26 protein-coding genes are annotated in these 17,600 nt (G+C 63.3%); 12 read left to right on the forward strand and 14 right to left on the reverse strand.

All coding sequences use genetic code 11. From position 1 onward, the window contains the following. From EN869_RS09580 to EN869_RS09590, 3 genes are read left to right on the forward strand one after another with little or no spacing between them, the layout of a single operon-like run. Positions 1–342, forward strand: coding sequence for a hypothetical protein (locus EN869_RS09580; protein ID WP_127225594.1), 342 nt, complete (start codon positions 1–3; stop codon positions 340–342). Continuing rightward, positions 339–1,217 (forward strand): cytochrome c oxidase assembly protein, encoded by an 879-nt coding sequence (locus tag EN869_RS09585; protein WP_127225593.1) that lies wholly within the window; start codon positions 339–341, stop codon positions 1,215–1,217. Before EN869_RS09580 ends, EN869_RS09585 begins: the two co-directional genes overlap by 4 nt. Next, a complete protein-coding gene (locus EN869_RS09590) occupies positions 1,198–1,614 on the forward strand; it encodes a c-type cytochrome (RefSeq protein ID WP_127225592.1) in 417 nt (138 codons plus the stop codon). The genes EN869_RS09585 and EN869_RS09590 overlap by 20 nt, the downstream gene beginning before the upstream one ends. On the opposite strand, the gene EN869_RS09595 is transcribed toward EN869_RS09590, so the two are convergent. The 13 genes from EN869_RS09595 to EN869_RS09655 all read right to left on the reverse strand — a co-directional run bounded on the left by EN869_RS09595 (position 1,615) and on the right by EN869_RS09655 (position 11,469). Then, positions 1,615–2,421 carry an ABC transporter permease gene (locus EN869_RS09595; protein WP_127225591.1) on the reverse strand — a complete coding sequence of 269 codons (807 nt, stop codon included), beginning with the start codon at positions 2,419–2,421 and terminating at the stop codon, positions 1,615–1,617. Beyond that, positions 2,418–3,143 (reverse strand): ATP-binding cassette domain-containing protein, encoded by a 726-nt coding sequence (locus EN869_RS09600; RefSeq protein ID WP_127225590.1) that lies wholly within the window; start codon positions 3,141–3,143, stop codon positions 2,418–2,420. Before EN869_RS09600 ends, EN869_RS09595 begins: the two co-directional genes overlap by 4 nt. After that, positions 3,140–4,099, reverse strand: a complete 960-nt coding sequence (locus tag EN869_RS09605; protein WP_127225589.1) for a PQQ-dependent catabolism-associated beta-propeller protein — start codon at positions 4,097–4,099, stop codon at positions 3,140–3,142. Before EN869_RS09605 ends, EN869_RS09600 begins: the two co-directional genes overlap by 4 nt. Then, positions 4,087–5,193 (reverse strand): branched-chain amino acid ABC transporter substrate-binding protein, encoded by a 1,107-nt coding sequence (locus EN869_RS09610; protein WP_245489403.1) that lies wholly within the window; start codon positions 5,191–5,193, stop codon positions 4,087–4,089. The genes EN869_RS09605 and EN869_RS09610 overlap by 13 nt, the downstream gene beginning before the upstream one ends. A 202-nt stretch (positions 5,194–5,395) precedes the next feature. Beyond that, entirely contained in the window at positions 5,396–5,905 is a 510-nt protein-coding gene (locus EN869_RS09615) for a DUF892 family protein (RefSeq protein WP_127225588.1), read from the reverse strand. A gap of 72 nt (positions 5,906–5,977) precedes the next feature. Continuing rightward, positions 5,978–6,784 carry a hypothetical protein gene (locus EN869_RS09620; protein ID WP_245489404.1) on the reverse strand — a complete coding sequence of 269 codons (807 nt, stop codon included), beginning with the start codon at positions 6,782–6,784 and terminating at the stop codon, positions 5,978–5,980. Between the two features lie 56 nt (positions 6,785–6,840). Further along, on the reverse strand, positions 6,841–7,233 hold the full coding sequence (locus EN869_RS09625; protein ID WP_127225586.1) for a phage holin family protein: 393 nt from the start codon (positions 7,231–7,233) through the stop codon (positions 6,841–6,843). Beyond that, on the reverse strand, positions 7,230–7,835 hold the full coding sequence (locus tag EN869_RS09630; RefSeq protein ID WP_189341228.1) for a hypothetical protein: 606 nt from the start codon (positions 7,833–7,835) through the stop codon (positions 7,230–7,232). Before EN869_RS09630 ends, EN869_RS09625 begins: the two co-directional genes overlap by 4 nt. Before the next feature lie 162 nt (positions 7,836–7,997). Beyond that, on the reverse strand, positions 7,998–8,327 hold the full coding sequence (locus EN869_RS09635) for a hypothetical protein (RefSeq protein WP_127225585.1): 330 nt from the start codon (positions 8,325–8,327) through the stop codon (positions 7,998–8,000). Between the two features lie 2 nt (positions 8,328–8,329). Then, complete coding sequence (locus EN869_RS09640) at positions 8,330–8,689, reverse strand: hypothetical protein (RefSeq protein WP_127225584.1); 360 nt, start codon at positions 8,687–8,689, stop codon at positions 8,330–8,332. After that, positions 8,689–9,909 (reverse strand): divalent metal cation transporter, encoded by a 1,221-nt coding sequence (locus tag EN869_RS09645; protein ID WP_127225583.1) that lies wholly within the window; start codon positions 9,907–9,909, stop codon positions 8,689–8,691. Before EN869_RS09645 ends, EN869_RS09640 begins: the two co-directional genes overlap by 1 nt. Then, positions 9,906–10,340 carry a hypothetical protein gene (locus EN869_RS09650; RefSeq protein WP_127225582.1) on the reverse strand — a complete coding sequence of 145 codons (435 nt, stop codon included), beginning with the start codon at positions 10,338–10,340 and terminating at the stop codon, positions 9,906–9,908. The genes EN869_RS09645 and EN869_RS09650 overlap by 4 nt, the downstream gene beginning before the upstream one ends. Before the next feature lie 244 nt (positions 10,341–10,584). Further along, a complete protein-coding gene (locus EN869_RS09655; RefSeq protein ID WP_245489406.1) occupies positions 10,585–11,469 on the reverse strand; it encodes an alpha/beta hydrolase in 885 nt (294 codons plus the stop codon). Between the two features lie 340 nt (positions 11,470–11,809). Between EN869_RS09655 and EN869_RS09660 the strand changes: the two genes are divergently transcribed. Together EN869_RS09660 and EN869_RS09665 are read left to right on the forward strand one after the other, a co-directional pair. After that, on the forward strand, positions 11,810–12,295 hold the full coding sequence (locus tag EN869_RS09660) for an alpha/beta hydrolase (RefSeq protein ID WP_245489407.1): 486 nt from the start codon (positions 11,810–11,812) through the stop codon (positions 12,293–12,295). Positions 12,296–12,374: 79 nt separating this feature from the next. Beyond that, complete coding sequence (locus tag EN869_RS09665; protein WP_127225580.1) at positions 12,375–12,569, forward strand: hypothetical protein; 195 nt, start codon at positions 12,375–12,377, stop codon at positions 12,567–12,569. A gap of 1 nt (position 12,570) precedes the next feature. Here the strand turns inward: EN869_RS09665 and EN869_RS09670 are convergent, their stop codons facing one another. Further along, positions 12,571–12,897 carry a DUF768 domain-containing protein gene (locus tag EN869_RS09670; protein WP_127225579.1) on the reverse strand — a complete coding sequence of 109 codons (327 nt, stop codon included), beginning with the start codon at positions 12,895–12,897 and terminating at the stop codon, positions 12,571–12,573. 237 nt (positions 12,898–13,134) lie between these two features. Between EN869_RS09670 and EN869_RS09675 the strand changes: the two genes are divergently transcribed. The 7 genes from EN869_RS09675 (at position 13,135) to pqqE (ending at position 17,548) form a co-directional block, all read left to right on the forward strand. Further along, positions 13,135–13,464 carry a low affinity iron permease family protein gene (locus EN869_RS09675; protein ID WP_127225578.1) on the forward strand — a complete coding sequence of 110 codons (330 nt, stop codon included), beginning with the start codon at positions 13,135–13,137 and terminating at the stop codon, positions 13,462–13,464. A gap of 202 nt (positions 13,465–13,666) precedes the next feature. Then, complete coding sequence (locus tag EN869_RS09680; protein ID WP_095820222.1) at positions 13,667–14,185, forward strand: ferritin-like domain-containing protein; 519 nt, start codon at positions 13,667–13,669, stop codon at positions 14,183–14,185. 60 nt (positions 14,186–14,245) lie between these two features. Further along, on the forward strand, positions 14,246–14,341 hold the full coding sequence (locus EN869_RS09685; protein WP_108702850.1) for a pyrroloquinoline quinone precursor peptide PqqA: 96 nt from the start codon (positions 14,246–14,248) through the stop codon (positions 14,339–14,341). Positions 14,342–14,464: 123 nt separating this feature from the next. Then, complete coding sequence (gene pqqB, locus EN869_RS09690) at positions 14,465–15,403, forward strand: pyrroloquinoline quinone biosynthesis protein PqqB (RefSeq protein WP_127225983.1); 939 nt, start codon at positions 14,465–14,467, stop codon at positions 15,401–15,403. Then, entirely contained in the window at positions 15,400–16,158 is a 759-nt protein-coding gene (gene pqqC, locus EN869_RS09695) for a pyrroloquinoline-quinone synthase PqqC (RefSeq protein ID WP_127225577.1), read from the forward strand. The genes pqqB and pqqC overlap by 4 nt, the downstream gene beginning before the upstream one ends. Beyond that, positions 16,155–16,451, forward strand: a complete 297-nt coding sequence (gene pqqD / locus EN869_RS09700; protein ID WP_127225576.1) for a pyrroloquinoline quinone biosynthesis peptide chaperone PqqD — start codon at positions 16,155–16,157, stop codon at positions 16,449–16,451. The genes pqqC and pqqD overlap by 4 nt, the downstream gene beginning before the upstream one ends. Then, the gene (gene pqqE / locus EN869_RS09705) at positions 16,448–17,548 is read left to right on the forward strand and encodes a pyrroloquinoline quinone biosynthesis protein PqqE (RefSeq protein WP_127225575.1); all 1,101 of its coding nucleotides are present in this window, start codon (positions 16,448–16,450) and stop codon (positions 17,546–17,548) included. Before pqqD ends, pqqE begins: the two co-directional genes overlap by 4 nt. Positions 17,549–17,600 lie beyond the last annotated feature (52 nt).

Here is a 17,600-nt window from a genome sequence, read left to right on the forward strand (position 1 = left end):
ATGCGCGCGCTGCGGCTGGGCACGTCCTGGGGAGGTTTGTTGTCGGGGCCTCTGGCCTGGGCAATCTCAACGCAGTTGAACTACGCCCTCGTTCATTGGCAGTGCAATCGCCAGGTGCAGGTGGTGCTCCCGGTGGCGCTTTTGCTGGCGGTGTTTTCCCTGCTCGGCGGCACGCTGTCATGGCGGGCGAAGCGACAAGGCGGCGCGGCCTTCAAGCCGGAGCGCACGCGCAGCACCGAGCGTTTCGTCGCCGATCTGGGCATCCTCGCCGCATTGCTGTTCGCCCTCGTCATCATCATGCAGGGCAGCGCCGCCCTCATCCTCGACGAGTGCTTGCGATGAGCTTCGACGCCCTCTTCTCGACCTCGATCTGCTACGGCGCCGGTGCGCCGGAGGCCGGATGGACGTTGGCGTTTCCCATCACGCTTCCGTTGGCGGCGATAGCACTGATCTATGGGATCGGCGCGGGCCGTTTATGGCGTCGCAGCGGCAGAGGCCGTCCCGAACGGCTTCGCCAAGCTCTGTTGTTCGCGGCCGGGTGGAGCGTGCTGACCGTTGCGCTGGTGAGCCCGATCCATGCGCTAGGCGAGCGGGTGTTTTCTGCCCATATGATCGAGCACGAGTTGCTGATGGCCGTGGCGGCGCCGCTCCTTGTCGCCGCCTGGCCCGGCGCGGCCTTGATGTGGGGATTGCCCGCCACACTCCGCCGAGGAGCGGGAAAGCTCACCCATGGCAGGATGCTGCAGGGGGCCTGGACCTTCGCCGCTCGCCCGCTCAGCGCGACGATCCTCCATGGGATAGCGATCTGGATCTGGCATATTCCGATCCTGTTCGAGGCAGCGCTGCAGAAGGGCGCGCTGCACTATGCGCAGCACGCGAGTTTCCTCGGCACCGCCCTGCTGTTCTGGTCGGTGCTTCTGCCGCGCTCCGGGCGCCAGCAGACCTATGGTATCTCCGTCATGCATCTGTTCTTCACCTCGCTTCACACCGGCTTGCTCGGCGTGCTGCTGTTGGTCTCGCCAAGACTCTGGTATCCGGAGAATGCCTCCGGCGCTGCGCTCTGGCGCCTGAGCCCGGTCGAGGATCAGCAACTCGCCGGGCTGGTGATGTGGGTGCCGGCCGGGCTGATCTATGGCGGAGCCGCCTTGCTGCTTGCCGGCCTCTGGATAAGGAACAGCGGAACGAGGGAGGCGGCCCATGCGCTCCGACCTGGCTAGGCCGCTTGGCGGTGTCATCGTCGGGGTCGTGCTTCTGGCCATCGCGATCGCGGCGGCAAGCCTGTGGATCGACCGGCTTGGACGTGTCCAAAACGAGTCGGACGTGGCAACCGGGGGCATGGGCGCGCGCGCCATTCCGATCATGACCGGGAATGGCTGCTCCGGATGCCATACGATTCCCGGCGTGCCTGGGGCGCAAGGTCAGGTCGGGCCCCGACTCGACGGCAGCCTCGCCGGTCGCGTCTACATCGGCGGTGTGCTTGCCAACAACCCGGAGAACCTGGTCCGCTGGATCCGCTCGGCGCGGGAAATCAATCCGCACACCGCCATGCCCTCGACAAGGATCACCGAGCAGCAGGCGCGCGACATCGCGGCCTATCTCTATGCCCTCAGATGATCAGCCCTCGCCGCTACGCCGGGACCACAGGCCGCGACCGGGATCGTAGCCGGCCACCGCCGCCAGGAAGAATGCCACGAGACAGGCGACAACAACGAGCATGGAAACCATGTCGAACCGCAGGTAGAGCGCAAAGCGGATCAACTCGACCGCCGAGCTGAATGGATTCCAGGCGGCGATCGTCGCCAGCACCCGGCCGGCTTCAGCGAGGCGCCAGATCGGATAGAGCGCTGTCGAGGCGAAGAACATCGGGAAGATGACGAAATTCATCACGCCGGCGAAGTTTTCCATCTGAGTGGACATCGAGGAGACCAACAGACCGAACGCGCCGAGCATCAAGCCCGACAGCACGAGCGCCGGGAACACGGCGACATAGCCCAGGGCCGGCGGCCGCACGTCCCAGAAGCGCGCCACGAAAAGAAACAGATAGACGAGCGGCAGGCCGACAACCACGCTGGCCAGCAGGCGAGCGGCAAGCAGATACCAACGCGGCAGCGGAGCCGTCAGCAACAGGCGCATGCTGCCCATCTCGCGATCATAAACCATGGCCAACGAGCTCGCCATGGCATGAAACAGCAGCATCATGGCCGCCAGTCCAGGCACCACATAGACCTCGTAGAGAACATAGGTCTGGTAAGGCGGCGTGATCGACAGGCCGAGAACGGAGCGGAAGCCGGCCGCGAAAATCGCCAGCCAGACCAGCGGCCTCACCATTGCGGAGAAGAGGCGCGCGCGCTGCCGGAGCGAGCGCATCATTTCCCGCCGCAAGATGCCGTCGAGCGCCCTTAACGCGTGACGCACCTTCATGGCGACCCCGTCAGCAAGGCGAATGCTTCAGCGATGCTCCCTGCGCTGACCTCGGGCGCTATGCGATCCGCACGGCCAGCCCAGCATACCCTCCCCCGATCCAGCACCACGACATCATCGTCGGCCGCCACCTCTTCAAGAAAATGCGTCGCCCACAGCACGGCAATGCCACGCTCGCGGCAAAGCGCCCTTACATGGCGCCCGAGCGCGCGACGTCCCGGCACATCCAGCCCGGTGGTCGGCTCGTCGAGCAGCAGCAGACGCGGGCCGTGCATCAGCGCCCGCGCAATCTCCACACGCCGGCGCTGGCCGCCGGATAGCGCTCGGGTCCGATCATGGATCCGGTCCAGCACTTCGAGGCGGCTCAATTCCTCCCGTGAGCGCGCCTTGCTCAGTTCCGTCGGAAGTCCGTGCAGCGCGGCGTGGTAGCGCAGGTTCTCGCCCGCCGTCAGATCGAGATCGAGCGTCGGCAACTGGAAGACGACGCCCATTTGCGCGAGCGCGGCGGAGGGGTTCGCCTGCATCGCCATATCGAAGACGCGCACCAGCCCGGTGCGCGCGTAATAGAGACCGGTCACCAGCGAGAACAACGTCGTCTTACCGGCGCCGTTACGGCCAAGCAGGATACACATTCTGCCTTCAGCGACAGTGAACGAGACATTCTGGAGAACCTGCCGGTTTCCGAAACTGTGGCTCAGATTCTCGACGGCCAGGGCGTTCATGGGCCAATCACGACGCCCCATGGACCGCGCCCCCCCGGCAGCGATTTCACGACCTCCTGGTTCTCCAGGTCGATGAAGGAGATGTCGCCGGAGTTGCCGTTGGCGCTGATCAGTTGCTTCTGGTCGTCAGAGAGCGCGACATGCCAGGGTCGCTGGCCGACGAGATAGAGGCGCCTGACCGTGAATGTCTTCGTGTCGACCTCGGCAATCCTGTTGGCCGGGCCGAGCGCGACATAGGCAGTCGCGCCATCGCGTGACATCTCGATGCCGACCGCTTGCACGCCCTCACGCCGAATCCCCGGCACCTCGAACTCGGTCTTACCCGTTTGAGCGCGTGTCGCTGTGTCGAAGACCGTGACGGAGCCTCGGATTTCGGACGACACCCATAATTGCTTGCCATCCACCGAGAAAGCCGCAGCGCGCGGGCGCGTGTCGACGAGCAGATTGTCGATGAGTTCGAGCGTAGCGGCGTCGATGAGATGAATCATGCTCGTCGTCTCCGACGTGCAGGCGACGGTTCGGCCATCGCCGCTGACCGCCATGCCTTCCGGCTCGACGCCGACATCGACTGTGCCGATGATTTTGGCGCCAGCTATATCCACCACCGAGACCTGGTTGTCGTTCTCATTGGCGACGAAGAGCCGCTTGCCGTCCGGGTGCACGACAAAGAATTCCGGATCGGCGCCCGAAGGCAGTTGACCGACGACCTGCCGCTTGGCGAGATCGACCACGTCGATGCGGTTGTCGTCGCCTTCGGCAACGAAGAGCACCTTCTTGTCGACCGAAAGCGCCATTCCGCGCGGGCGCCGACCGACATCGATCGCCGCCTGCAGTGTCATGGTCGCACCGTCGACGACCGCAACGGTGTTGTCCTGCTCGTTGGAGACGTAAATCGTCTCGGCCGCCGCGGGAGGAACAAGGACCAACGCCAGCCCGAGCGCAATCAGAGTTTGCATGTGCTCTCCTCCAGGTCGACGCCCAGAGTATCGAGCGGCGTGCGCTGATGCAGAAAACCCGGTTGCGGCGAACTGGAAACGAGCAGCCGCGGGCCTGCGATCAGAATGGGCTGGCGCATCTGCCCGTCCCACGGACGGAAACTCAGCCCTTGCCCCTTGAAGCCGGCGAGCAGGAAATCGTCGCTGCGCAGATACTTTGCGATGGCAGTCGGATCGAGGCTGTGCAGCCGCGTTGCCGCCTCGCCGATGCTTCTGACCGCCAGCCAGGCAGCGTAGTCGCTGGGCAGCATCCAGCGTCCGGCCTGCTTGTGAAAGCGGTCCTGGAGTTGCGTGGCGCCCCATTCTTCGTCCACTGCGGTCCAGCCGGTCGCGACCAGCCCTTGCGTCCCGGCCACCGTCCTCGGCAAGGCGGTGCGCCCTTCGAGATAGGCGCCGAATTCATCGGCTTCATCGGCGACGACCAAAACATCGTAGTCGCCGACCTGCGTTGCGGCAGGGATCTCGGTCTGCAGCGTGACATGTCCAGTGTCGACGCGACCGTTGGCGGGCCGGAACGTCCAAGGTTTGTCGATGGTGATCTGCGCCCCGAAACGCGTCGCTGCCCGCCGAAAGGCCGCCGCCATGGCCAGGTCGCCGGGATGCGGACCAGTCAGCAGGAACCAGTGCTGCCAGCCTTTCCAGACCAGGTATTGCGCCAGGGCGTCGGCCAGCATGGCGCGGCTCGGAATGGTGTGCAGAACGTTTCTTCGGCAGTCCTCCTGACGCAGGCCGTCATCGGGGTCGCGGCTGTTGAAGAGCGTCATCTGCTCGGCACCAGGCGCTGCGCTCGCCTGCAGCAATTGCGCGGCATCGAGATCGGCAACGACGAAGCTGATGCCGGCGGCTGCGAATGCGTTGACAGCTTCGGCAGGTGCTTCGCCCGGCCTTAGAACCCTTTCTTGCAGACGAAATTGCTGGCCGAGAAAGCGGCCCGTGCCGGCGTCGTCAGCGATCCCCAGCCTGGCGCCCTGCAGGCCATCATCGGTCACGGCCTCGTCCAACGGCCCCAGGGGTAGAGGCAGTTTGCGCTGTTCGCCGAGATAGCCGATCACCATCGTCTGCGGCTCGGCAAGCGCGGGGAAGGCGATGGCGAGCAGACCGACAAACGCCAACGCCAGCCGCATCAGGCTCAGGTCGAGCAAGCCAAGTTGGATGTTCGAAATCGCCACGGGAACTCCAGGACCGCAGCGACCTAATGATTTTCAGCAAGGAATGTTCCTGGACTCGTGGAACCTCCGATTGTTCCTGCTTCCAAAGTCAGCGTTTCGCGCTGTCGCTGTCTGTATCCGCCCGCGCCAGGAACTGTTCCGTGACCTGCGGTAGGTTGCTCTTCAACCACTCGGCCATTGCTTCCTCCTCACGCAGGTTCTGTTCGCACACGCGGGAAATCTCGGCCTCGCCTGCGGCATTGGCCGCGGCGATGAGGATCGTGTAGGAGGCGATTTCCATATGTTCGAAAGTGTAGCTCGCCAGCGAGCCCTTCATGACTTCGTCGCCGGCAAACACACCGCTGATCGATTGCGCCGTGGCGGTCAGCTTGCCGCCGGCATCCTTCAGCATGGACGATCCTTCGTCGAGGCCGTCCAGGCACCGCTTCAGCCGCCTTGCCTGCTCTTTCGTCTCTTCCAGATGAGTGCGAATTCGCTCACTGAGCTGAGGGTAACTCTCAATCCGGCTCAATTGTCCCGACAGCATTGTCTCTGCCTGCTCCTCCATGGCGTGAGCGTCCCTCAACCATTGGACAAGCCATTCGCGCGATTCAGCCATTTAATGTCTCCGTCGATCTGACGCCGCCCGAACCGCCGGCGGCGTGCATTGTTCCTTGAACGTGAGTTCCGATTACGATTTCCGCGAGGAGAACGGATCGGAATCGGAGAGCTTCTGGCGCACCGACTCGTCGGTCTTGTCGGCCGTGGCTTTGACGACATCGCTAACCTTATCGGCCAGCGTCCCTTCGCCCGACGCCTGCCGCCCGGCCTCGTCGCTCGCGGTCTGGTAGGCTTCGGCCGCGACCTGCTTTGCGGCGTCGAGGCCTTCTTTCAAAGTCTCTTCGGCGCTTTCCCGAAGTCTCTCGCGATAGGCACCCAATCGCTCATCCTCGACTTCCGTGTGAGGCAGCATGGCGCCGATCGCAGCTCCGATGGCGAGGCCGACAGCCGCCGCAGCGAGAGGCTGGTCCTGAAGCAGATTGTGCGCGGACCGGCCGGCGCTTGTCGCCATATCGGCCGTGGCTGCCGCCGAGCTTGCGAGTGTGTCCACAGCGCTGCTTGCCATGTCCGACACTGTACCGGCTGCTTCGCTTGCCATTCCCGAGACAGTTGCGGTGGCTCCGCTGGCCGCTTCGCCAACAGAGTCGGCCGCATCCGAGACCCTGGAACCCATTCCCGCACCGAATGCTCCGTGATCGAGCCCGGGACCGCGCCGCGTCACGCCATCGGCACCAGCCGACGCGGTCGAAGCGCCGCTGCCCAACATCAGCCAGGCCAGGCCCGCGCCGATCACGGTCAGGGGCAACGGATTGTCCCGAACCTGGACCTTCAGGTTGTGGAGCATGTCGGAGCCTGTGCCATTCCTGAAAAGCCCCGTGAACTCGTCGAAGAGCTGGCCGGGGGTCATCTTGTCGCGAATGGAGTCGGCGGTCGCCACCACTCTTGCGCGCGTGGCTTCCGCCTCGCGTTCGAGCTCGGCTGCGGATTTGTCTGTCATCGCGCTTGTTCCTTGATCACGTTCACGTCACGCTTGAGCTGCTCCTGTGTGCGGTCCGGCGCGAGCTCAGCCGGCGCCATGCTTGCCATGCCCGTCCGCAACAGGATCACGCCCAGAACGGCAACCACTACGCCGACGAGCAAGGCGGACCACCCGGCGCCCAGGCCAAGCCGAGCCAGGGCGATGACAAGCGCCTGCAGCAACACCAAAAGCGCGGCGAGCAGGCATACCGCGCCGCCCAGCACCTCGACGGCGCCTGCGCCGGCCTTGGTCGCGCTCTCCGAGATTTCCGCCCTTAGGAGCCTGGCCTCCGTTTGAACGAGCCTGCTTACCTGTTGCGCCAGATCGGCGACCAATGTGCCGAGACTTGGATTATCCTGGGTGCTCATTTCTTCAACTCCGCTGCCTTCCCTGGCATGCCGCCGTCGGAACCCCAGTTGGCTGGAGATTTATCCCGGCCGGCGCTCGTTTCCGTGCCGGTTTGGCTGGGATATCCAGGCGTGGCCGCGCCCTGCGTCGTGCCGCGCGGCGAAGCCTTGATGAATCGGCCAAGCGCAAGCCCCGCCAGAACCGAACCGGCAAGGAGCGTTCCAGGATTCTGACGGCCAAAAGACTGGACGTCTTCGAGCACCTGCCCGAACGGCTTTTCCTTCAACGAGGAGGACAGCCTTTCCAGCCCGCTCGCCGCCTCCTGCATGAATTGCGAGGCCGCGCTCTGATCGCTCTCGGCCAGGTGATCGCTCGCGGCGCGCAGGGCGCCGCCGAAAGCAGACAGGCTCGATCCGATATCGCGCTGCGTCTGCTCGGCTTTTTCCGTGGCGGCCTGCTGGGCTTCGGCCGCATATGCCCCAGCCCTGCGGGCGACCTCGTCGCGGGCATCGTGGAGCGCTTCGCCGGCCCTTTGCGTTTCTTCCTGGATCCTGTCGGAAACTTCGTCCTTTGCCCTAGCAAAGTCGGCGGGCTCGCGGCCCCGATCGTTCTCGCGCTGCATGGTGCCTCCTAGTGAAAACCGAGGAAGGAAAGCACCGCGAGCACGACGACGATCAGGCCGATGAGATAGATAACACTGTTCATGGCGCAGCCTCCTCCATGCCAGTCCCAACTTCGCGCAGGCTGCTATGTTCCCCCGCACGGGCAGCTTTTTAGCAAATCGTCATTTACCCTCGGGCTGCGCCTTGAAAGCGGCAAGCTCCTCGTCGGGGCAGAGCAGTCTGGGGCGGGTCGGATCTGAAATATCGAGCTTGTTCCAGGGAATGCGATAAAGGCCTTCACGGCGCCGCAACGCGAAGAAATCGAGCAGCGCCGTGCCGATGGTTGAGGCGGACAAGCGCTCGAACGCAGCGAAGATCCCGACATGGAATTCGGTAACGACAAGGTCGCTGCCGTCCCGCTCGGCGATGATTTCCTCGATATAGCCGATGCTCCTGCCGTGCTCGGAGAACACGCGCCTGCCGGCAAGGTGATCGAGGTGCACGGTCGCCATGCTCACGCTCCCGGGATTCGACCGACCACATGTTCGCGCAGCCAGTCCTGCCAGGCGAAGATCCTGGTCCGGCGCACGTCGATGTCGAACTCGATATCGACGCCGATGTCGTGCACCTTGTTCCATGCGATCCGGTGCGGCCGTGCCTGCCGCCTGCCGCTGAGCCTTGCCGCGAGTTTCGCTGTCCAGCGTGCGGGCGCCGAGCCAAGCCGTCGCGCCAGCGCGATCGAGCCGAGTTCAACGGCAGTGACCCTGGGAGGCTTGCCGGGGCCGAGCTCGGCGACAATGCTATCCACCTTGCCGATCTTGACCTGCTCGCGATCGACGACCTGCTTGTCCAGTATGTCGCGCAGAAGCTGCATCATGTGCCTCCGAATATCTGCAGCGGAATGGTCACCACCGCCAGCACGAAGCCGAGCGCGATGACGAAGATCACGGCCGCGTTCGAAAACACGCCGTTGCGGTGCTGGCCGACATAGCGTTCGTCATTCAGCAGGAAAAGGAACGGCACGACCGTCAGCGGCAGGCTGGCCGCGGTCAGGGCCATCGAGAAGATGGTGAGCTTCAACGGGTCGAGGCCGAGCGCTATCGGAACGGCGGCGAGGAAGAGCGTCAGCGTGTAGACGAGGCTGAAGCCAGGATCGTCGCGCGGCTTGAGATCTTCACCCCAGTTCCAGCCGAACCCCTGCGCGAGAAGATACGCCTGCTGCAGAGCCACTTCCAGGGCGGCGCCGAAGCAGGCGATGGCCAGAGAAGCAACGAAAAGGACGAAACCCCAGAAGCCGAATATCGGGATCAGCATCAGCGGAAGCTGGTTGTAGTCGTCCACCTCGTTAACGCCATGAGCGCCCAGCACGAGCGCGGCCACGATCAGAACGCCGACGGAGATCGTGCCACCGAAACTCATGCCGAGACCGGCGATTGCTCGATTGGTACCAAGATAGCTCTTGTCCCACTCATCCTCGATCGCGCCCGAGGAATAGAACATGAAAAGGTAGGGCGAGATCGAGGCGCCGAGAATGCTGACGGTCATAAACCAGTATTTCGCCGTGTCGTGGTGCGGCAGGCTGGGCACGGCGCCGACAGCCACTTCTTTCCATTCAGGCCGAAGCATCACCGCCGCGACGACGAAGCAGAGCGTGACGAGGCCGAGCATCGACACCCCTTTCTCGATGAGGCCGAACGTGCCTTTCCACAGCAGCAGCCACGCCAGGAAAGCCACCGGCAAGGCCCACCACTGGAAGCTGATCCCAGTGGCAAGCTCGGCAGCAATGGCAACACCGCCGATCTCGGCGGAAAGCACCAGGAAGTTGACCAGCAAGACTGCAAGCAGCGGCCAGATGAACGCATTGAAGCCGAACCGTTCGCGGATGCCGTCGGCGATGGTGTGATGGCTGACCGCAGCGAAGCGACCGGCCATCTCGACCAGGAAGATGATGCAGATCGTGCCGAGCACGACCGCCCAGATGAGCTGGAAGCCGAACAGCGCGCCGGCCTGTGCTGCCGTCGCCATCGACCCGACCTCCAGGAATCCGCCGACGCTGGTGACGACACCGAGCGATATCTCCAACAGCTTCTTCATCGGCCGGGCGAGAAATACTGTCGATAGGCGGTGGCGAGATCGCCTTGCGCGGCGCGAAGCTCCTGTTGCGCCTGGCTGGCCTCGGCGTGCTGTTCGGCCTCGACCGCGTGCTTGGCCCGCTTTGCCGCGTTCGACAGCCGGCTGAGAGTCTCTGCCAGCGCGTCCCGCTTTGCCCGGTCGGACGGAGACGCCGATTCCACTTGCCGGCCGGCGTCGGCGAGTGTCTCGGCAAACGATTGCAAGGCGGATGATGCGTAGCGTGAGGGCGCGGCGCCAGCGAGCCAGGCATCACTCACCAGCACCGCCGCCTGCGCCGTCGAGGCTGCAAGCTTCGATTGCTGGTCGACGGTATCAGACGAGGAGCAGGAGGCAACCGCCAGCGCCAGCAGGGGCAGGAAGGCCCGAGACGGCCGGGCAACGGTGCGCAACATCTTCCCCTCGTTGCAATCGCTTGAAAATCACGATGATAAAGCCGCAGGCACGGGAAAGTTCCTCTGCGCTCGGGATTCGCGCAATCGAGGCTGGCCCGTGTCCATGCCCTGCCTAGCTTTGCAAAGTTGCCGCTGGCATAGGCATGCAACACCGCCGATTGCCTGCTGCAGGGCGCATGGCTGGTCCTCGTTGGGAGCGAGCCGAATCTCGGCGATGACATTGTCTGTGGACCACGGACCCTAATCAAACGGAGCCGCTTGGCTCCGCCCTGTCATCAACGCCGGCAAGTGCCGCAATCTTGTCGATCATGGCTAAGACCGCCTCAGGCCTGCTTTGATGCACCATGTGCCCGGCGTCCGGCACGATATCGACCAGCGCCTGGCTTATCTCGCCTTGCAGCCGCAGCGCTTCGGCCTTGGCATCGAACAGCTGATCGCCGGCGCCGGCAACTATACCGAAAGGGACAGCGATATCGGCGTATCGGCGATTTGGTAAAAGTGCCGATGCCAGCATCAGGAAGGATTCAGCGGAGATGGATCGCAGCTGCGAGGGCCGGCTCGCCAATCCTCTTGTCGTAGTCGCGAAAGGGATCGCGATCGTTGCCGGATGAAAAATCTTCTTCATCGCCCACCGCCAGTTCAGCCTGACCAGCGAAGGCAGCACAGCGTGGCGCAGCACCGTCCCGATCAGCGGAATCGCCGGCAGCGCGGAGACGGCAAGGGCCAGTCTCGGCGACGGGTAATGATAGCCGGCGACGACAACGACGCCGGCAACCGACCGGGGATGCCGGCGCGCCATTTCGATCGCCACCGCTGCCCCCCAGGAATGGCCGACAACCATGTAGCGCTCAATGCCGAGTTTCGCGACTGCGGCATCGATGAGGTCGGCCTGGGCAGCCGCGGTCCAGGGTCTGCCCGCTGGGCGTGGGCTCATGCCGAAGCCGGGCCTGTCGAAGGCAAGTACGCGATATCTGGCGGCGGCTCTGTCGAAGATGCCGCTTGTCGTGAAGTCTTCCGCCGAGGCGCCATTGCCGTGCAACAGCAGAAGCGGTTGCCCACTGCCCGCCTCCAGGAAATGCAGCTTCGTTCCCTGGAGATGGATGAAGCGCCCGAGCGGACGTACGGCCAACGCCCGTCGTGCAAGCTGACCATTGTACAGGGATAAGCCAACCGTTGCCGCCGCAAGCAACAGAAGCAGGTTCTTCCTGGACTTTGCCGTCATGGTTGGAATTTAGGCGGGGTTCGAAAGCAGGCGACTTTTGCAGTGGTGCGCTGCTTCCTATCAGGCCGACCCTTTCTGAGGCAGATCGGTCTCTTCCTCGGTTTGGTCGCGCAGGCCCTGGACCGCGGCTGCCCAGGCCGACCTCATCGATGCCGCAGTCGCGAAACTCGGCATTGAGCGCTTCATCCATCTCCAGGGAACGAAGCTGCATTTCCTGGAGGCGGGCAGTGGGCAACCGCTTCTGCTGTTGCACGGCAATGGCGCCTCGGCGGAAGACTTCACGACAAGCGGCATCTTCGACAGAGCCGCCGCCAGATATCGCGTACTTGCCTTCGACAGGCCCGGCTTCGGCATGAGCCCACGCCCAGCGGGCAGACTCTGCTCGGCCTCCTTCTTATCAGCCCCGCCCGACGGCTTTTGCCGGGCGAGCACGCGATCCACAACCTTGCGGGAGCCTTCAACCGGATCTTCTTGCGGCGAGTCCCTGTCCACTCCTGCTTGCTCGCCGATCCTGCCACTGCTTGGAGTGGATCGCACAGGATCGTCGTTTTGGCGCGATTTCGTCATTGAGGACGTTCTCCGCTTTGGTCGGATGTCTGCTGGCTTCCGGGCAGGTTGGAATTGGAAGCAGGGCCAAACCTCTGTGGCCGGCCTTTGTTCCGTGGGCGGCGGGATCAGCCTCGTTACCGCTCCGCAGCCGGGAGAAGCAACAGCTTCTCTGCAACAAATGTGATTGAGGCTGAACCGCTGCACTTCTACGAGTGCGGCAAGCGTCCGGTTGCCTCCTGCGTCCGTCTCGCGACAGAGGAACCATGACGCGCCACTCTCCACTTAGTCTTTTGGAATTCGAAGCGCTCACGCAGGCAGCGTCGAAAATATCGAAGGATTACGGCGGAACGCTGGAAAGCGTGGTAACCTCTTTGTTCGAAGCGCTGCGCGAAGGAGAGACCTGCCCAAAGTCGGTTCTGGACGCGGTAATTTCGACGCTAACCAAGGAGAACCGCTAGACTAGTCAGCCGGCTTGCCGGCTCCCTCGATATTATCCTGTTCAGGCTCGACAGCTTCGAGGGCATCGATGACAGGCGCCAGCGAATTCTCTTCATCGGGACTGGATTCCGACCCTCTGTTTTCCTCGCCGGTTTTGTCCAGTGCACGTTGGATGGCGTCTTCAATGTTGCCGACCTCCTGCTCGCGCACCTCGCGACCGTAGCCGGCGGCGTCGGCATCCTGCTCGAATTGCTGCGCCAGCATCGGAACGCTGATCTCTGTGTCGGTTGGCAAGTTGCCGACATTCTCTTCCAGCCAGCTGCGCAGGAATTCCTTTGTCGCGTTCATGGAGCATCTCCTCCTCGACGCGAGATAACCGGACGATGACGCCGATGTTCCCGTAAATCCTAAATTGAGGGGAGTGAACGGATCGCTGGACGGTTGGGAGTTTGAACATCCCGGCGAGGCACTTCATGGCTTGCCACGACAATAGCGCTTCACACGAACGAGACGGTCCCGCCTCGAGCAAAGTTTCAACCAGACAAATCCAGCGGGAACCCGCACTGCCCTCAGTCGTTCGCAGGCATGGCGACATTGCAGCTTCGAGAAGCGCTGACCAAGGTTGGCACGCTGACGTCCCGACCGGCGGCCTTTTTGATTTTGGGCGGCTACACTGTTGCTTGGTTTCTCTTCGAGCGGGAGACACTTGACTGGCACGGCGCCGCGACGCTGATCACCTGGGCAATGACGCTGTTTATTCAAAGGGCCGAGCATCGCGACACCCAAGCCCTGCAGGCGAAACTCGATGAGTTGATCAAGGCGAACGATAAGGCTCGCAACGAGATCGCCGAAATGGACGACAAGGAGCCGGAGGAAATCGAGCGAATGCGCGAGGTCGGACAAGGGGGAAGTTGACGTCTCTCGCCAGACCTTAATCGGATTGCGTTGGGATAGCACGATGCTAGCGATGATGAAACCCTTGGCGTGACGAGCCCGTTTGCGTCGGCCACCGCGACCGCGCTGACGCAACACCGCGATCTTGTCGGAACTTCGGGTCGTCGAGCGGATTAGGGAGAGTGCCGCAGGCACATCCCTACACCCAAGGAGGATCCAAAAAATGCCGAAGAAAGCTTCGACCGCGACCTCGAACGGCCTGGAAAGCTTGTTCCTGGACGGACTAAAAGACCTCTACTACGCGGAAAAGAAGATCCTGAAGGCTTTGCCAAAGCTGGCGAAAGCAGCGCAGTCCGAAAAGATAGGCGCCGCTTTCGAAAAGCACCTCAAGGAAACTGAAGACCAGGTGGATCGCCTGGAGCAAGTGTTCGACATGCTCGGCAAGCCGGCCAGGGGCAAGACCTGCCCGGCCATTGACGGCATCATCGAGGAGGGCTCGGAAATCCTCGAAGAGTACAAGGACGAGCCGGCGCTTGACGCAGGGCTGGTTGGCGCTGCCCAGGCGGTCGAGCACTATGAAATCGCGCGCTACGGCACGCTGATCGCATGGGCCGAACAGCTCGGTCTCAAGGATGCACTTCCGCTGCTCCGGCAGACTTTGAAGGAAGAGTCGGCAACCGACGAGGCGCTCAACGCTCTTGGTGAGAACGACGCCAATCAACGTGCTTTGCAGGCGGCCTAAGTGAACCACTTGGTCCGAGCGGCGGCCGTCGGTCCTTGTGGTTGCAGAAAGGAGAACTCGATGAAAAAGACCTGGAAAAAACCAACCATGTGTCAGGTGGCTGCGGGCTTCGAGATTTCGCGATACCTCCCTGCTGAAATCCGGCCGAAAAAGTAGCCCGTGAATTGCATGCCCCCTCAACGGGGCATGCAATTCTTTGCTATATCAGGAGACGCGGACGCAAATCGACCGCAGCCGCAAAAGTGGACGGGTCAGTTGGCCCGCTGGGCATGCATTGCCATGCGCGTGAAGATCATCGGATCTGCGGCGGGAGGCGGCTTTCCGCAATGGAACTGCAATTACCGCCTGAGCCGCGCGGCTCGCACCTGCATGCCCGGCGTGCAGTCGCGAACCCAATCATCCGTTGCCGCGTCGGCTGACGGGACAGGCTGGGTTCTGTTCAACGCATCGCCCGACATCCGCCAGCAGATTGCGCAAACGCCCGAGCTGCAGCCCGCGGCCGACGCACCGCTGCGTTCGACGCCCATCCGCGCTGTGGTGCTGACCAATGCCGACGTGGACCATGTCGCCGGCCTGCTCAGCCTGCGTGAGCGACAACCTTTCGCGATCTATGCCACTGCGCAGGTGCTGGCGACGCTGAAGGCTAATTCGATTTTCAATGTCCTCGATCCGGCAATCGTGCCACGGCGCCTGCTGGCGCCGACGCAAGAGATGGCGATCTGCGGCGCGGACGGCCACGCGACCGGCGTGGTCGTCAGCAGCTTTCCGGTGCCTGGCAAGGTCGCGCTCTATCTCGAGCAACGAGGCGATCCGGACGCCGATTTCAGCTCCGGCACGGGCGACACCATCGGCGTCCGCATCAGCGGGGCCGACGGTCGCGGCGCCGTCTTCTACGTTCCGGGCTGCGCGCGTATCGATGCCGCACTTCGCGAGCGCCTCGCCGGAGCCGCCTGCCTTCTGTTCGACGGTACCGTCTACACGGACGACGAGATGATCACGGCCGGGGTCGGCCAGAAAACCGGTGCACGCATGGGGCATATCGCAATGTCGGGAGAAGCGGGTTCGATCGCCGGTCTGGCCGATGTGAAGATCGGTCGCCGTATCTTCATCCACGTCAACAACACCAATCCTGTTCTGGACGAGAGTTCCGCCGCGCATGCGGCGGTCAAGGCGGCTGACTGGGAAGTCGCCGCCGATGGCATGGAGATGGAATTTTGAGCGATTTCCACGACGCGGCGCGAGACGGACTGTCGAAGAGCGAGCTTGAGGCCGTGCTGCGGCGGATCGGCGAAGAGCGCTATCACAACTGCCATCCTTTCCATCACAGAATGACCGCAGGCGCCCTGTCGAAGGCCGAGATGCAGGCCTGGGCGCTGAACCGCTATTGCTACCAGGCCGTGATTCCGCGCAAGGACGCTATGATCGTCGCACGTGCGACGGATCCGGCGTTCCGCGCCGCCTGGCGCAAGCGCATCGAGGACCATGACGGCGAGGACGGTTGGACCGGCGGCATCGCGCGCTGGCTGCATCTGGCGACCTCGCTCGGGCTCGATGCCGAATCCGTCAAGAGCGAAAGGCTGGCGCTGCCGGCGACCCGTTTCGCCGTCGGCGCCTACCTTTCTTTCTGCACCAACCGCACGTTGCTGGAAGCGGTCGCGTCATCGCTGACCGAGATGTTCTCGCCGACCATCATCGGCGAGCGGGTGCCGGCGATGCTGGCCAGATATGATTACATCACCGAGGATACGCTGACTTATTTCAGCCGGCGGCCCGAACAGGCATTGCGCGACGCCGACTTCGCGCTCGCCTATGTGCTGGCCCATGCGGACACGGCCGAACGCCAGCAGCAGGCGATCGATGCGCTGGTGTTCAAATGCGACATACTCTGGGTCATGCTCGATGCGCTCCAGCATGCCTATGCAGCGCCCGGAAACATACCGCCCGGCGCCTTCCGCCCGGAGGCGGCCTTATGACGGCGCTGCGCGAAAGAGCCATCGTGTCGTTGCGGTCGGCGCCATCGCTGCCCAGGCATGTGCGAATCCAGTACGACCCCGTGCGACGGGCCTTCGCCGTGCTTTCGCCGGAGAAGGTATTCTGGCCGAACGAGATCAGCCTCGACATACTGCGTCGCTGCGACGGGCAATCCACCGTCGAGCGCATCATCGCCGATCTTGTAGCCGACTACGACGCGGATCGGCAGGACGTGGCGGACGATGTCATCGCTTTCCTGCAGGAATGGTCGGACAAGCTTTTGGTGAAGCTATGAGCGAGCCCATTCTTCCTCCGATCGGCATGCTGGCGGAACTGACGCATCGCTGCCCGCTGCAGTGCCCCTATTGCTCCAATCCGCTCGAACTGCTGAAGGCCAACCGCGAGCTTGACACGCAGACCTGGCTAGATCTCTTCTCGCAGGCCGCCGATCTCGGTGTCCTGCAGGTGCATCTTTCCGGAGGCGAACCGACGCTGCGCCGCGACCTCGAGCAGTTGATCGCAGGGTGCTCGGCACGTGGCGTCTACACCAACCTCATCACCGCCGGCGTCGGCATTGCCGAAGGACGCATCGACGCCTTCGCCGAAGCCGGTCTCAACCACCTTCAACTGAGCTTCCAGGGCGCCCGTCCGGCGACCACCGACCGTGTCGGCAACCACCAGGGCAGCCACGAGAAGAAGTTGAAGACGGCACGCCGCGCTAGAGCGGCCGGGCTGCCTCTCACCATCAATGCGCCCATCCATCGCCACAACATTAAGGAAGTGCAGGAGTTCATCGACCTCGCCCTCTCCTTGGGCGCGGAGCGGCTCGAGATCGCCAATGTCCAATACGCCGGCTGGGCGCTCGCCAATCGCGATTTGCTGATGCCCGACCGTGCCGCCGTCGACCGGCAGGCCGACATCGTCGCGGCTGCCCAGGAACAGTTAGCCGGCATTATGAACATCGATCTCGTCACGCCCGACTATTTCGCCATCTATCCCAAGCCATGCATGGGCGGCTGGGCGCGCGATGCATTCATGGTGGCTCCCGACGGCACCGTGTTGCCGTGCCATGCCGCCCAGACGATCCCGTCGCTGCGCTTCGAGCGCTTCGGAGACCGCAGCCTTGCCGAAATCTGGATCGATTCACCGGCTTTCAACGCCTTCCGCGGCACCAAGTGGATGCGGGAGCCGTGCCGAAGCTGCGAGCGCCGCGAGATCGATTGGGGCGGCTGCCGGTGTCAGGCATTGGCGATTGTCGGCGATGCCGCCGCTACAGATCCAGCCTGCATCAAGTCGACAGCACACGGCCGTATGGCCGCCTTGGTCGACAAAACGCGGCGCAGCAATACCGCCGGAGACGATGCTTTCATGTATCGCCGGATGAGATCGTGAATTGATTTGGGCGACCTGCTCGTTCTGGTGACGACGGTATGCCGCCGCGCAC

The sequence above is a fragment of the Mesorhizobium sp. M2D.F.Ca.ET.226.01.1.1 genome (assembly GCF_004022705.2).
Lineage (GTDB): Bacteria > Pseudomonadota > Alphaproteobacteria > Rhizobiales > Rhizobiaceae > Mesorhizobium.

Bases quoted from the DNA above. Each gene is read 5' to 3' on its own strand.
- EN869_RS09630 (WP_189341228.1), bottom strand. From the start codon at position 7,835: ATGCAGCGCGAGAACGATCGGGGCCGCGAGCCCGCCGACTTTGCTAGG.
- EN869_RS09680 (WP_095820222.1), top strand. From the start codon at position 13,667: ATGCCGAAGAAAGCTTCGACCGCGACCTCGAACGGCCTGGAAAGCTTG.
- EN869_RS09595 (WP_127225591.1), bottom strand. From the start codon at position 2,421: ATGAAGGTGCGTCACGCGTTAAGGGCGCTCGACGGCATCTTGCGGCGG.
- EN869_RS09585 (WP_127225593.1), top strand. From the start codon at position 339: ATGAGCTTCGACGCCCTCTTCTCGACCTCGATCTGCTACGGCGCCGGT.
- pqqD (WP_127225576.1), top strand. From the start codon at position 16,155: ATGACGGCGCTGCGCGAAAGAGCCATCGTGTCGTTGCGGTCGGCGCCA.
- pqqE (WP_127225575.1), top strand. From the start codon at position 16,448: ATGAGCGAGCCCATTCTTCCTCCGATCGGCATGCTGGCGGAACTGACG.
- pqqB (WP_127225983.1), top strand. From the start codon at position 14,465: ATGCGCGTGAAGATCATCGGATCTGCGGCGGGAGGCGGCTTTCCGCAA.
- EN869_RS09685 (WP_108702850.1), top strand. From the start codon at position 14,246: ATGAAAAAGACCTGGAAAAAACCAACCATGTGTCAGGTGGCTGCGGGC.
- EN869_RS09580 (WP_127225594.1), top strand. From the start codon at position 1: ATGCGCGCGCTGCGGCTGGGCACGTCCTGGGGAGGTTTGTTGTCGGGG.
- EN869_RS09665 (WP_127225580.1), top strand. From the start codon at position 12,375: ATGACGCGCCACTCTCCACTTAGTCTTTTGGAATTCGAAGCGCTCACG.
- EN869_RS09615 (WP_127225588.1), bottom strand. From the start codon at position 5,905: ATGGCTGAATCGCGCGAATGGCTTGTCCAATGGTTGAGGGACGCTCAC.
- EN869_RS09610 (WP_245489403.1), bottom strand. From the start codon at position 5,193: ATGGTGATCGGCTATCTCGGCGAACAGCGCAAACTGCCTCTACCCCTG.
- EN869_RS09625 (WP_127225586.1), bottom strand. From the start codon at position 7,233: ATGAGCACCCAGGATAATCCAAGTCTCGGCACATTGGTCGCCGATCTG.
- EN869_RS09640 (WP_127225584.1), bottom strand. From the start codon at position 8,689: ATGCAGCTTCTGCGCGACATACTGGACAAGCAGGTCGTCGATCGCGAG.
- EN869_RS09600 (WP_127225590.1), bottom strand. From the start codon at position 3,143: ATGAACGCCCTGGCCGTCGAGAATCTGAGCCACAGTTTCGGAAACCGG.
- EN869_RS09650 (WP_127225582.1), bottom strand. From the start codon at position 10,340: ATGTTGCGCACCGTTGCCCGGCCGTCTCGGGCCTTCCTGCCCCTGCTG.
- EN869_RS09670 (WP_127225579.1), bottom strand. From the start codon at position 12,897: ATGAACGCGACAAAGGAATTCCTGCGCAGCTGGCTGGAAGAGAATGTC.
- EN869_RS09590 (WP_127225592.1), top strand. From the start codon at position 1,198: ATGCGCTCCGACCTGGCTAGGCCGCTTGGCGGTGTCATCGTCGGGGTC.
- EN869_RS09645 (WP_127225583.1), bottom strand. From the start codon at position 9,909: ATGAAGAAGCTGTTGGAGATATCGCTCGGTGTCGTCACCAGCGTCGGC.
- EN869_RS09605 (WP_127225589.1), bottom strand. From the start codon at position 4,099: ATGCAAACTCTGATTGCGCTCGGGCTGGCGTTGGTCCTTGTTCCTCCC.
- EN869_RS09635 (WP_127225585.1), bottom strand. From the start codon at position 8,327: ATGGCGACCGTGCACCTCGATCACCTTGCCGGCAGGCGCGTGTTCTCC.
- EN869_RS09675 (WP_127225578.1), top strand. From the start codon at position 13,135: ATGGCGACATTGCAGCTTCGAGAAGCGCTGACCAAGGTTGGCACGCTG.